Source organism: Collinsella phocaeensis, assembly GCF_900119895.1.
Lineage (GTDB): Bacteria > Actinomycetota > Coriobacteriia > Coriobacteriales > Coriobacteriaceae > Collinsella > Collinsella phocaeensis.
Window position 1 is genome coordinate 833,344 of record NZ_FQLR01000004.1, and the last position, 12,778, is coordinate 846,121.

The window sequence follows — 12,778 nt, forward strand, 5'->3', positions numbered from 1 at the left end:
GGGGGATGAGAACCATGACCGAGACCGCGAAGAAAAAGCGTGGTATGCCTTCATCGTTCACCATTCTTCTAATCCTGCTGGCAGTCGTAGCGCTCATCACCGTCGCTGTTGCCGGCATCACGCCAGAGGTCACCGCTGCCCGCTTGGATGACTTCTTCATGGCACCCGTCCGCGGATTCGCAGACGCGCTCCCCGTATGCCTGTTCGTTATGATCCTCGGTGGCTTCCTTGGCATGATGACCGAGACCGGTGCCCTCGATAACGGCATCGCCGTCCTGGTCAAGAAGCTCAAGGGCAACGAGCTCATGATCATTCCCGTCCTGATGTTCATCTTCTCCCTCGGCGGTACCAGCTATGGTATGTGCGAGGAGACGGTGCCCTTCTACGCCCTGCTCGCCGCCACGATGATGGCCGCAGGCTTCGACCCCATGGTCGGTGCCGCGACCGTCCTGCTGGGCGCCGGCTGCGGCTGCCTGGGCTCCACGGTCAACCCCTTTGCCGTCGGCGCTGCCGTCGACGCCCTCCGCGGCGTCGGCATCGAGGTTAACCAGACCATCATCATCGGTTTGGGCGCCGTCCTCTGGCTCGTGACCACCGCGATCTCCATCGTCTTCGTGATGAGCTATGCCAAGAAGGTCAAGGCTGACAAGGGCTCGACCATCCTCTCCATGCAGGAGCTCAAGGACGCCGAGGAGGCTCACGGCGCAGCTGCCGCCGAGGTCACCAAGGACGTCAAGCTCACCGGCCGCCAGAAGGGCGTTCTGATCGCGTTCGCCTTTACCTTCGTCGTCATGATCGTCGGCTTCATCCCGCTGGCCGACCTCAACGAGGGCGTCGCTAACTTCTTCGACGCCGGCGCCGCCTCCCATGAGGAAGTCGTCGAGGTCACCGGTGACGATCTGGTCGCTGCCTACGACGATGCCAACGGCACCACCACCGTTCTCGCCGGGGACATCACCGGCGAGTCCACCGTGACCGTGACCGATTCCCTCGGCTGGTCCGCTGTGGTCACCGGCGTGCCCATCGGCGGCTGGTACTTCGATGAGGCCTCCACGTGGTTCTTCATCATGGCCATCGTGATCGGCATCATCGGCGGTCTGTCCGAGAAGCAGATCGTGAACACGTTCATCTCCGGCGCCGCCGACATGATGTCCGTCGTTCTCATCATCGCGCTCGCTCGCGGCATCTCCGTCCTCATGGCCTCCACCGGTCTGGACGTCTACGTTCTCGACATGGCTGCGAACGCGCTTGCCGGCCTTTCCGGCATCATCTTCGCCCCCATGGCGTACCTGGTGTACTTCGGCCTGTCCTTCCTGATCCCCTCGACCTCCGGTATGGCCACCGTCTCCATGCCCATCATGGGCCCTCTGGCCGCCGAGCTCGGCTTCTCGCCTGAGGTCATGGTCATGATCTTCTCCGCCGCCATCGGTGTCGTGAACCTGTTCACCCCGACCTCCGGCGCGATCATGGGCGGCCTCGCGCTCGCCAAGATCGAGTGGACCACCTGGCTCAAGTTCGCTATGAAGCTCATCGTGGTCCTCACGCTCGTCTGCATGGTCATCCTCACGATCGCCTGCGTGGTCATCGTTCCGTAGGGCCTTGCTGACTCCAGAGTCGTCTAGCCGGCCGAGTTTCAACGCGACGTTGGCTTAGACCTACCTTTCTGCCCCCTCCCGTTCCGTGCGCGGGAGGGGGTGCTTTCGTTCCATCGCGGGCGCATCGCGCGCGCTGTCGTTTCGGACGTTGGGAGTCGGTATGGATATCCCGGTTATCGGAGTCGAGGAATGGCTCAACGCGCACGAGCGCGATGCCGTATGGGACCTCGCCCAGTCGACCATAGCCTCGCTCACGATGGAGGAGCTCGCCGCCCTCGGCGGGGACGGAGACGGCCTGTTCGAGGCGCTCGGCTCCCGGGTCATGAATTACGGTTGGATCGAGGGCTCGCCTGATTTCAAGGATGCGGTCGCCTCGCTCTATGAACGCGAGATCCCACACGGGAACATCTTGCAGACCAATGGCTGCACGGGCGCGAACCTCAACGCTCTCATGGCCGTCGTGCGCCCTGAAGACCATGTCGTCGCCGAGTGGCCCACATATGCACCCCTCTACGAGATTCCGCGCGCCCTCGGTGCCGAGGTGGACTATTGGCCGATCCATGAGCATCTCGGCTGGATGCCCGATTTGAACGAACTTGAGCGCCTCGTGCGTCCCGACACGCGCCTCATCTGCCTCAACAACGCTTCGAACCCGGTCGGTGCGGTCTTGGACGGGGAGATGCTCGAGGCCGTCGCCGACATCGCTTCCCGCTCAGGCGCCTACGTCCTGTGCGACGAGGTGTACCTTCCGCTCGAGGGCGACGGGGCGTACCGGTCGATGGCCGATGTGTACGAACGGGCCATCGTGACCAACTCCGTCTCTAAGACCTATTCGGTCCCCGCCGCCCGATGCGGCTGGGTCATCGCTGACGACGACGTCTCGGATGCCATCCGTACGATGCGCGACTACACGATGATCAGCGGCGGCGTGTTCAGCGACCTGCTCGGAACGTACGTCCTGCGCCATCGCGAGCAGATCTGGGAACGAAACCGCGCCATCGTCCGGCGAAACCGCTTGCTGGTCCAAAGTTGGATCGACGGTCAGCCCCGCGTCTCGTGGATTCCGCCGCGGGGCGTCTCGACCTCCTACATCCGCCTGGACATACCTGAGGACGATGAGGCGTTCTGCCTGGGTCTTCTTGAGCGCCGCGGCGTGCTGCTGGTGCCGGGAAGCCGATTCGGCCTGCCGTGCGGGGCGCGCCTCGGGTACTGCACCCGACCGGAGGTGCTCCTTCGCGGGCTGGAGCTGCTGGGCGAGGCGCTCGCTGAGTTCTAGCCCGGGCCATGTATGCGCGGCGCCGCCCGCGGAGTCCGCCTGCGCCGCGCCGCCCCGTATTTCCGCTTGCGAACCCGCGGCATCACTTTCGCGCCGCAAGGGATGCGACCCGGATCGTCCCGAACCCTGCGGACCGGGCGGGGCGGCAGGGGAGGGCGGCGTCCGGACGGACCTGCCCCTTCATGGCGACGGGGCGGCCCTGCACGCGATGTGCGGGGCCGCCCCGTGGATGGTGCCGAATGGCCGCGGTGCCGCGCGGCGCGCTACTTGTGGTAGTACCCCGTGCGCTCGAACTTGGGCTCGCAGCACACGTTGATGCCGAGCTTCTTGAGCAGCGCCTCGTCGCTTGCCGAGATGATGACGGAGAAGAAGGCGTCGCACCCGCGGAGCTTGTCCAGACCGGAGAGCACGCGCCCCGCCACCTCGCTCGACGCGGACGTGATGGACAGCGCGATGAGCGTCTCGTCCGGGTGCAGGCGCGGGTTGTTCGAGCCGAGCTGGCGGATCTTGAGCTTGCTGATGGGCTCGATCGCGTCGTCGGAGATGACCTCGAGCTCCATGTCGACATCGGTGACGGCCTTGAGCGCGTTCATGATGAGGGAGCTTGCGGCGCCCAGGCGCGTCGAGGTCTTGCCGGTGACCACGCGGCCGTCGGAGAGCACCATGGCGCCCGCGGGCGAGCCGGTGGTCTCCTCCTTGAGCAGGGCGGCGGAGCGGGCGGGGGAGAGGTCCTTGTCCACGCCGGCCTTCTTCATGATGCTCTTGAGCTTGTCGACGAACTCCTGGCCGCAGCCGGTGCGCTTGACGTTCACGGCGGCGTCGAAGTAGCGGCGCACGATCTCCATCTTGCTGGCGTCGCGGCAGGCGTCGTCGTCGCTGATCGCGAAGCCGACCATGTTCACGCCCATGTCGGTCGGGCTCTGGTAGGGGCTCGCGCCCAAGATCTTCTCCATGAGCGCCTCGACGACGGGGAAGGCCTCGACGTCGCGGTTGTAGTTGACCGTGGTGGCGCCGTGGGCCTCGAGGTGGAACGGATCGATGATGTTGGCGTCGTCGAGATCGACGGTGGCCGCCTCGTAGGCGATGTTGACGGGATGGTTGAGCGGGAGGTTCCACACGGGGAACGTTTCGAACTTGGCGTAGCCCGCGGCGACGCCGCGCTTGTGCTCATGGTAGAGTTGGGACAGGCACGTGGCGAGCTTGCCCGATCCGGGGCCGGGCGCGGTTACGACGACCAGGGGGCGCTCCGTCTCCACGAACTCGTTCTTGCCGTAGCCCTCCTCGGAGACGATCAGGTCGATGTCGTGCGGATAGCCCTCGATGGGGTAGTGCAGCTTGCAGGCGATGCCGAGCATGGAGAGGCGGCGGCGGAACGCGTCGGCGGCGGGCTGCCCGGCGTACTGGGTGAGGACCACGCACGAGACGAGCAGGCCGTTGGAGCGGAAGATGTCGGCGAGGCGCAGGACGTCCTCGTCGTAGGTGATGCCCAGGTCGCCGCGCGCCTTGTTCTTCTCGATGTGGTTCGCGTTGATGGAGATGATGATCTCGACGTCGTCGGCGAGGCTCTTGAGCATGCGGAACTTGGTGTCGGGCTCGAAGCCGGGGAGCACGCGGCTTGCGTGGTAGTCGTCGAAGAGCTTGCCGCCGAACTCCAAGTAGAGCTTGCCGCCGAACTGGGCGATGCGCTCCTTGATGTGCTGAGCCTGAAGCTCGATGTACTTCTCGTTGTCGAAACCCTGGCGCATGGGCCGCTCCTTCGTTCGCGTGGTTCTCTCTCGCGTACATACTTCGAACGCGTAGATTGTGCCACACGCGAAGGCCCGCAGCGTCAGGTGCATAGAAACGGCTGATTTGAAGGGGCTCGGAAGATGGTGTCCTGTCGGGCGGGTGCTTCAGGCGGTGCGCGGCGTCCCCGTTGCGGGCTCGCTCCGGTGCCGCTTGAGATACCATCGAGTCGGGCGCATGCCGCCCTCTTCCCAACACGGCGATGCGGCCATCGCGCCGCGTCGGATACCCAAGGAGGTTGCCATGGACAAGAAGGCCGTCGCATCATCTCTCGCCCCCTCCGCCATCGGTCCGTATTCCCCTGGAGTGGTGGCGGGCGGCATGATCTTCCTGTCTGGCCAGATCGGCCTTGATCCGCAGGGTGAAGGCCTCGCGGTCGGCGTCGTCGCGCAGGCGGAGCAAGCCCTGTCCAATATAGGGGCATTGCTTGCCGAAGCCGGGGCGGGCTTCGAGGACGTCGTGAAGTGCACCGTCTTCCTGACCGACATCGATGATTTCTCCGCGGTCAACGATGTGTACGCATCGAGGTTTCCCAAGCCGTACCCTGCGCGCAGCGCCGTTCAGGTTGCAGCCCTGCCCGCCGGTGCCTTGGTGGAGATAGAGGTCATCGCCCGCGTGCCCTCCGCAGGGTAGTCGAGCGTTCTCGAGCGGTGGGAACCGGGGTCCGAAGCGAGGGGTCTCGTGACCATGCCCTCGATCCGGGGTGTGGCCGCGGGCTCACCTGCGGGCGCATGGAACAGCAAGACGGACGGCCGCCGTGCTCGTGCATCGGCGGCCGTCCGCGTCCACGGGGTTTTGTCGTCCTCGCGTGCCCTAGCGCTTCGTGGCGGTCAGGTCGTCAAGCGAGGTGTCGGGGTAGCGCTTCTCGAAGTTCTCCTGGAACATCCGGGCGAGTTTCGCGGCGGCCTCGTCGTAGGCCTCGGGGTCGTCCCAGGTGCGGCGCGGCTCGAGGAGCTCCGAGGGGACGCCCAGGCACTCGCGCGGGACGTCGACGTCGAAGACGTCGTCGTGGCGGTAGCCGGCGTAGTCGAGCGAGCCGTCCATGGCGGCGCGGACGAGCGCGCGGGTGTGGGACAGCGCGATGCGGTGGCCGACTCCGTACGGGCCGCCGGTCCAGCCGGTGTTGACCAGGTAGACGCGCGTGTTGTGGCGGGCGACCTTATCGCCCAGCAGGTAGGCGTACACCATGTGGTCGAGCGGCATGAACGGTTCGCCGAACAGCGCGGAGAACGTGGGCTGCGGCTCGACGATACCCACCTCGGTGCCGGCGACCTTGGAGGTGTAGCCGGTGAGGAAGTGGAACATGGCGCCCGTGCGGTCGAGGCGGGAGATCGGCGGGAGGACGCCGTAGGCGTCGGCCGTCAGGAAAAGGATGACGGAGGGCGTCTCGCCCACGCTGGGCTCGACGGCGTTGTCGATATGCGACAGCGGGTAGCCGGCGCGGGTGTTCTCGGTGATGGAGCCGTCCTCGTAGTTCGGGGCGTGCGTCTTGGGATCGAGCACCAGGTTCTCGGTGACCGACCCGAAGCGGATGGCGTCGTAGATGTCCGGCTCGCGCTCGCGGGTGAGGTCGATGCACTTCGCGTAGCAGCCGCCCTCGATGTTGAAGATGCCGCTGGGGCTCCAGCCGTGCTCGTCGTCGCCGATGAGCTTGCGACCGGGGTCGGCGGACAGCGTCGTCTTGCCGGTGCCGGACAGGCCGAAGAGCACGGCGGTCTTGCCGGTGACGGGGTCCACGTTGGCGGAGCAGTGCATGGGCAGGACGCCGTCCTCGACGGGGAGCAGGTAGCTCATCGTGGTGAAGACGCCCTTCTTGATCTCGCCGGAGTAGCCGGTGCCGGCGACGACGATGCCGCGGGTCTCGAAGTTGAGCATGACGGCGGCGTCGCCCTCGACGCCGTCGGCCTCGGGCGAGGTGGTGTAGTCGGGCGCGGCGAGCACGGTGATGTCGGGGCGCCCGAAGTTCTCGAGCTCCTCGGCGGTGGGGGTCACGAGCAGGTCGCCGATGAACAGGGCCTGGCTGGCGCGCTCGCAGACGACCATGACCTTGCGGGCGTAGGCGCGGTCGGCCCCGGCGAAGGCGCGCACGATGAACAGCTCGCGCTCGGAGAGATGTGCGGCGACGTTGGCGTAGAGGCGGTCGTAGGTCGCGACGTCGCAGGGGCGGTTCTGGGGACTCGCCCAGTTGACGTTGGCGTGCACGCTCGGGGCGTCCACGATGTAGCGGTTCTTGGGGGAGCGCCCCGTGTACTTGCCCGTCTCGACCATGAGGGAACCGGTGTCGGTGAGGACGCCCTCACCGTGGCTCACGGCGTATTCGACGAGCCGCGCGGCGCACCAGTCGACGTGCAGGCGCTCGGGGGCGCAGGCGATGCCCGCGTCTTTCAAGATGGTCTCGATCACAGCTGCCTCCTCAGGCGATGGACCGCTCGGGACGTCTGCCCCGGGCGGACGCGTTTACACGGTGCTCACTATGACATGAGGCGGGAAGCGCCGCCCCGACGATTCGGTTAAACGTTTGAGCATCTTCCGTGGGCGTATAAAAGGGCAGGTGAGGCGGCTGTCCGGGTGCCGGGGCGACCATGACGATCGGGAATCGATCGCGATGCTCCGCCCCACGGTCCCGAAGGTCTCGGCTGCCGACGATTGCGGACGCCGCCGTCCGCCCGGTGGGCTACCATGGGGCGAGACCCGATGGCGCGCCCACATGCAGCATCGGGTGCGGCGCGGATCGGAGGTGCGGTGTGTCGGAAGAGCGAAGCGCGGTGAGCCCGGCACTGGCCCGACCGGCCGAGGAGTACCTGGGGCACCTCGCCGTCGAGCGGGGGCTCGCCCCCAACACCCTCGCGGCGTACCGCCGAGACCTGGATGCGTACCTCGTGCACCTCGCCGCCCGCGGCGTTCTCGAACCGGACGGGGTGACGCGCGCCGATATCGAGGCGTTCATCATGGCCCGCACGGCGGCCGGTTACGCGGAGTCCTCCACGAATCGGGCGCTCTCGGCGGTGAAGGGCTTTCACCGTTTCATGCAGCGCGAGCAGATCTCCACGACCTCGCCGACGGCGGCGGTGCGCGTCCTGCGCACTGAGGACCGCCTGCCCGACTGCCTGTCCGTCGACGCCGTCGGGCGCCTGCTCGACCAGCCCTTTCCCGATACGCCGGCGGGCGCGCGCGACCGCATGATGCTCGAGGTCCTGTACGGGTGCGGCCTGCGGGCGAGCGAGCTCGTCGGCCTCGACCTGGATGACCTTGCGCTCGCGGACGAGTTCCTGCGCGTGCGGGGGAAGGGGTCGAAGGAGCGCCTCGTTCCCATCGTGGGGCAGGCCAAGGCATGCCTGGGGGACTATCTCGCCTCGGCGCGTCCGAGCCTGGCCGCCCATGGCCGCGGGGGCGCGTCGCCGGCAGTCGTGCTCAACTGCCGCGGGGGGAGGATCTCCCGTCAGACGGTCCACGCCGTCTGCGAGCGCGCGGGCCGCGCCGTGGGCATCGACGGGCTCCACCCCCATACGCTTCGGCACTCCTTCGCCACGCACATGCTCTCCGGCGGCGCGGACCTGCGCACGATCCAGGAGATCTTGGGGCACGCGGACATCGCGACCACGCAGGTCTACACGCACCTCGACCGCACGCAGGTGCGGGAGGTCTACCTTTCGTCCCACCCGCGCGCGCGTTAGTCGTCATCGGGCGGGCCCCGTCCGCGCCAAAAGGGACAGGCTCTCGCCAAGAGGGACGTACCCTAACGGCACGCCGAGCGTTCAGCCGTGCCATTAGGGTACGTCCCCTTTGGCACGGGGGTACGCCCCCTTCGGCGCGACCGTTGGCATGGGCGGGGCCGCCGGAAGCCGTCTCGCTTCCGGCCATGGCGCGCCGTTCGTGTCCGCGCGGGGGCGTAGCATCCGCTTGCACAACAAAATATGGTGGTTGCGCCATGCGCGGACCGGGGCCGTCCCACGGCGTCCCACCGGGAGGCCCGGGCGGTCCCCGCGCGTCGCCTCCCGGTGCCGCCATGCCGTCTACCTGCCCGTTCACGCCGACGTCACAAGCGAACGTAAATTCGCATCAACCTCAAGTTTAGGTTGAATCTTTGCACAGCCGTTTCGATGGGTGGTACGTTCCGGCCGCATCGACACAACATCTTGTGTCGATGCGGTTCTCTCGTTCTCTGGCGAGTGGTGGCATGGGTGTCCCGGTGGGGGGAAGTGGGGGAGCGTGTGGGGAAAAGTGTTGAAAAAGGTCGCTCGTCCCCATAAGATTGAATGCGTCGACACACGGGGCGGTTCCCCGCAAGCAATGCCAGCCGAGCAACCGAGGGGAGGGCGCAGCAGTGATACTGACCGGTACGTACGAGCGAAATCTCGACGCCAAAGGTCGCCTGTCCCTGCCTGCTGTCCTTCGCGACGAGATCGGCGAGCACGTCTGCGTGGTCCCCGCACCGGATGTCGATGCCCTGTACGTCTTCTCCAACGCGAACTACGAGAAGTGGGTCAAGGGCCTTTTCGAGGACCGCGGCGGCTTCAACGCCCGCGATCGTCGCGACCAGGCGCTCATGAGGTGGCTCAACGCCAGGACCGTGTCCGTGGACATGGACTCCGCGTTCCGCATCGGCCTCGCCGAGCAGCTCCGCGCTTCGAAGCATCTCGAGCGCGAGGTCACCGTGGTGGGCAACTACGACCACCTGGAGATCTGGGACCGCGCGACGTGGGAGGCCCAGTCCGCCGGATCCGACGACGACCTGGCCGAGCTCTTCTTCTCCTAGGGCGGACCGACGAAAGGACGCGCATGGCAGCGGGAACGTTGAAACCTGAATATCGGCATGAACCTGTCATGCTCAACGAGGTGCTCGATCAGCTGAAGCTCAAGCCGGGATCCTGCGTGTGCGACTGCACGCTCGGGGGCGCCGGGCACTCCCTGCGCATGGCGCGGGAGGTGGGCGACAGCGGCCTCCTCATCGGCATCGACCAGGACGACATGGCGCTCGAGGCGGCGTCGGCGCGGCTCGACGAGCACGCTCCCGACACCCCCCGCAAGCTGCTGAAAGGCAACTTCGGGGATCTGGACGAGCTCCTCGTCTCCGCCCAGGTTCCGGGCGTGGACGGCTTCCTGTTCGACCTGGGGGTCTCGAGCCCGCAACTCGATATTCCCGGAAGGGGCTTCTCGTACAACGAGGACGCCCCACTCGATATGCGCATGGATCCGGGGAACAACACCCTAAACGCAGCAGAGGTCATCAACACCTACACCGAAGCCGACCTCACCCGGATTCTTCGCGTCTACGGCGAGGAGAAGTTCGCACGGCAGATCGCGCGCGAGGTCGTGCGGCGCCGTGAGACGGCTCCCCTGCGCACTACTGGGGACTTCGTGGAGGCCATCAAGGCGGGCATACCCGCCGCGGCGCGCCGCCACGGAGGACACCCTGCGAAGCGCAGCTTCCAAGCCGTTCGCATCGAGGTCAACCACGAGCTCGACGTGCTGGAGCGCGGTCTTGAGGCCGCGGTGCGCTGGCTCAACCCGGGCGGGCGCATCTGCGTCATCTCCTACCACTCGCTGGAGGACCGCATCGTCAAGCATCTGTTCGCTGAGCTGAGCCAGGGCTGCACCTGCCCGCCGGAGATCCCGGTGTGCGTGTGCGGGCACGTGCCGACACTCAAGGTTGAAACGAGAAAACCGCTGGTCGCCACAGCCGATGAGGTTGCGGCGAACCCTCGGGCGCGATCTGCCAAGATCCGCGCGGCGCGAAGGCTCTAGCGAGCCCGCGTATCCGCCGGAGCGCGCCCCCGACTCCTTGGCATGAAACGCACTCTATTCGCACCACTTCTCTTGACGGGGGTTGCACATCGTGGCCTATTACACTTCCAACGCAGCTCGTGCATACGATATGCAGCCCTCCGCGGCTCCCGACCTCGGTTACACCGAGTCCCCGGAGCTGCTCGAGCGCCCGCGCTTCGACGTCGTGACCGGTGCCGGTCGCGAGTCCGACCAGGCCGTGAGCCCCGTCTTCACCCATGTCGTCAAGGTGTTCGTCGTCCTGGCGACGCTGTTTTGCGCCCTCGGGGCGGCGCGGGTGGGGATCGCCTCGGCGACCGCCGCCACCCTGAACGCCAACGCCGCGCTCACCTCGACGCTTGAGTCCGCCCGCGCGGAGAGCTCCGACCTCGAGGTCATGCGCTCCGTCTACGGCTCCAAGACCCGTATCCGCGAGCTCGCCGTCGAGCAGCTCGGGATGGTGGAGTCCGCCGATACCGTCACCATCGACCTCTCCGAGGCTTCCGCCGCCGCGCAGGCCTCTGCAGAGTAGGAAGGCGCACATGCCTTACGATAGCCGCGACTACGGCGGCCGCGACCGCACCGGTCGTGGCCGCGCATCCGGGCCGGGCCGCCGAACCAGGGCGTCCGGTCCTTCTTCGTTCGACGGCGCCCGCACGCGCCGCGAGCGCGACAACGGGGCGCCGCGCACCGACGACGGCAAGCTCGCCTCGAGGCGCACGATCGTGAAGGGCGGGCTCGGCGTGCTCGTGGGCGCGGGCGTCCTCAAGCTCGCGGGCCACCAGATCTTCTATCACGACGAGAACATGGCTCGCGTGGACGCGCGCCGTCTCGCCGCGCAGACCCTCTACGCCAAGCGCGGCACCCTGTACGATCGCAACGGCAACGTCCTCGCGTCGAGCGTCGAGTGCGCCAACGTGGCGGTGAATCCGCAGATCGTGAAGGACAGCGAGAAGGTCGTCGCCGCGCTCGTCGACGTCCTCGGGGTCGATGAGGACCAGACGCGCAGGGACGTGGCAGGCGACGGCACCTGGGTGTACATCAAGCGCCGCGTCGACGCCGACGACGTGGAGGCCTTGGAGAAGAAGGGGCTGTCGGGCATCGAGTTCGATCCGACCATCAAGCGCGTCTACCCGTACGGCACCCTGGCGAGCCAGGTCCTCGGAGTCGTGAACATCGACAACGAGGGCATCACGGGCCTCGAGCTGCAATACGACGAGGTCCTGACGGGCGTGAACGGTCAGATCGTGCGCGAGCGCGCCGCCGACGGCAGCTACATCGCGGGCGGGGCCTACTCGAAGGTCGCGGCCCAGGACGGATGCGACCTCGTGCTCACGCTGGACGCCAACATCCAGCGTGCGGCCGAGGACGCGCTCGCCGAGGCCGTCGAGAAGAGCGGGGCCCACTACGGCTCGGTCATCGTGACCGACCCGACGACGGGAGAGATCCTCGCCGCCTGCTCCAACCCCACGTACGACCCGACGGACCTGTCCTCCGCGCGCACCGAGGACATGAACCTGCGCGTCGTGACCGACGCGTACGAGCCCGGAAGCGTCTTCAAGGCGCTCGTGTGCGGCATGGGCATCGACCTCGGCCTCATGGACGTCGACACCACCTTCGAAGTGCCGGCGTCGGTGAAGGCGGGCGACGACGACGTGACCGACGTCGACGACCGCGACTACGGCATGACCATGACGCTGCGCGAGATCATGCGCCGCTCCTCCAACACGGGCATGGTGCTCGTCGGGCGGGAGATCGGGGCGGACAGCTTCGCCAGCTACATCGACAGCTACGGCATCGGCGCCCTGTCCGGGGTCGATTTTCCCGGTGAGAACCGCGGCATCGTCAAGGCGCGCGACGAGTACGACGGCGCGTCGGTCGCCGCCATGTCGTTCGGCCAGTCCCTTGCCGTCTCGCCCATCGAGGTGATGCGCGCGATGTCGGCCATCTCCAACGGGGGCGTCATGACCTGCCCGCATTTCCTCAAGGCGAGTCGCGGCGAGGAGGTCGACTGGTCGGAGCACGATGCGCGCGCCATCTCGAAGAACGCCGCCGCGCAGGTCGCCGACATGATGCGCACCGTCGTGGACGAGGGCACCGGCTCGGGAGGCCAGGTCGAGGGCTATGACGTGAGCGGCAAGACGGGCACCGCCCAGCGCGCGAGCGAGGAGGGCGGCTACCAGGAGGGCAGCTTCATGGCGTCGTTCATGGGGTTTGCCCCCACCGATGACCCCAAGGTCCAGGTCTACGTGACGCTCGACGGCACGTCGTACACCTCCGCCGCCGCCGCGGGGCCCTTCGCCAAGGTCATGGCCGCATCGCTCTCGGCGCTGGGCGTCTCGCCCACGCGCTAGCCGGG

General features: G+C 67.2%; 10 protein-coding genes. 8 read left to right on the forward strand and 2 right to left on the reverse strand.

The features are described from left to right. The first annotated feature begins 5 nt into the window (after nt 1-5). Nucleotides 6-1,595: a YfcC family protein gene (locus tag BQ7355_RS05580; RefSeq protein ID WP_420806549.1), complete on the forward strand. Its 1,590-nt coding sequence runs from the start codon at nt 6-8 to the stop codon at nt 1,593-1,595. 160 nt (nt 1,596-1,755) lie between these two features. After that, nucleotides 1,756-2,871 carry an aminotransferase gene (locus BQ7355_RS05585; protein ID WP_072415301.1) on the forward strand — a complete coding sequence of 372 codons (1,116 nt, stop codon included), beginning with the start codon at nt 1,756-1,758 and terminating at the stop codon, nt 2,869-2,871. 263 nt (nt 2,872-3,134) lie between these two features. Here the strand turns inward: BQ7355_RS05585 and BQ7355_RS05590 are convergent, their stop codons facing one another. Beyond that, nucleotides 3,135-4,616 (reverse strand): DUF1846 domain-containing protein, encoded by a 1,482-nt coding sequence (locus BQ7355_RS05590; RefSeq protein WP_072415302.1) that lies wholly within the window; start codon nt 4,614-4,616, stop codon nt 3,135-3,137. Between the two features lie 283 nt (nt 4,617-4,899). Between BQ7355_RS05590 and BQ7355_RS05595 the strand changes: the two genes are divergently transcribed. Then, nucleotides 4,900-5,289: a Rid family detoxifying hydrolase gene (locus BQ7355_RS05595; RefSeq protein WP_072415303.1), complete on the forward strand. Its 390-nt coding sequence runs from the start codon at nt 4,900-4,902 to the stop codon at nt 5,287-5,289. A 180-nt stretch (nt 5,290-5,469) separates the two neighbouring features. On the opposite strand, the gene pckA is transcribed toward BQ7355_RS05595, so the two are convergent. Then, nucleotides 5,470-7,059 carry a phosphoenolpyruvate carboxykinase (ATP) gene (gene pckA / locus BQ7355_RS05600; protein WP_072415304.1) on the reverse strand — a complete coding sequence of 530 codons (1,590 nt, stop codon included), beginning with the start codon at nt 7,057-7,059 and terminating at the stop codon, nt 5,470-5,472. A 341-nt stretch (nt 7,060-7,400) separates the two neighbouring features. On the opposite strand from pckA, the gene BQ7355_RS05605 reads away from it, so the two are divergent. The 5 genes from BQ7355_RS05605 to BQ7355_RS05625 all read left to right on the forward strand — a co-directional run bounded on the left by BQ7355_RS05605 (nt 7,401) and on the right by BQ7355_RS05625 (nt 12,773). Next, nucleotides 7,401-8,330, forward strand: coding sequence for a tyrosine recombinase (locus BQ7355_RS05605; protein WP_072415305.1), 930 nt, complete (start codon nt 7,401-7,403; stop codon nt 8,328-8,330). Nucleotides 8,331-8,980: 650 nt separating this feature from the next. Beyond that, entirely contained in the window at nt 8,981-9,412 is a 432-nt protein-coding gene (locus tag BQ7355_RS05610; RefSeq protein ID WP_240307332.1) for a division/cell wall cluster transcriptional repressor MraZ, read from the forward strand. Between the two features lie 23 nt (nt 9,413-9,435). Beyond that, the gene (gene rsmH, locus BQ7355_RS05615; RefSeq protein WP_072415306.1) at nt 9,436-10,401 is read left to right on the forward strand and encodes a 16S rRNA (cytosine(1402)-N(4))-methyltransferase RsmH; all 966 of its coding nucleotides are present in this window, start codon (nt 9,436-9,438) and stop codon (nt 10,399-10,401) included. 91 nt (nt 10,402-10,492) lie between these two features. Then, nucleotides 10,493-10,951 (forward strand): cell division protein FtsL, encoded by a 459-nt coding sequence (locus BQ7355_RS05620; RefSeq protein WP_072415917.1) that lies wholly within the window; start codon nt 10,493-10,495, stop codon nt 10,949-10,951. Between the two features lie 10 nt (nt 10,952-10,961). Next, complete coding sequence (locus tag BQ7355_RS05625) at nt 10,962-12,773, forward strand: peptidoglycan D,D-transpeptidase FtsI family protein (protein ID WP_240307333.1); 1,812 nt, start codon at nt 10,962-10,964, stop codon at nt 12,771-12,773. Nucleotides 12,774-12,778 lie beyond the last annotated feature (5 nt).

Excerpts from the sequence above, each read along its gene's own strand:
- BQ7355_RS05590 (WP_072415302.1), bottom strand. The coding sequence starts at position 4,616 with ATGCGCCAGGGTTTCGACAACGAGAAGTACATCGAGCTTCAGGCTCAG.
- BQ7355_RS05625 (WP_240307333.1), top strand. The coding sequence starts at position 10,962 with ATGCCTTACGATAGCCGCGACTACGGCGGCCGCGACCGCACCGGTCGT.
- BQ7355_RS05580 (WP_420806549.1), top strand. The coding sequence starts at position 6 with ATGAGAACCATGACCGAGACCGCGAAGAAAAAGCGTGGTATGCCTTCA.
- rsmH (WP_072415306.1), top strand. The coding sequence starts at position 9,436 with ATGGCAGCGGGAACGTTGAAACCTGAATATCGGCATGAACCTGTCATG.
- BQ7355_RS05585 (WP_072415301.1), top strand. The coding sequence starts at position 1,756 with ATGGATATCCCGGTTATCGGAGTCGAGGAATGGCTCAACGCGCACGAG.
- BQ7355_RS05595 (WP_072415303.1), top strand. The coding sequence starts at position 4,900 with ATGGACAAGAAGGCCGTCGCATCATCTCTCGCCCCCTCCGCCATCGGT.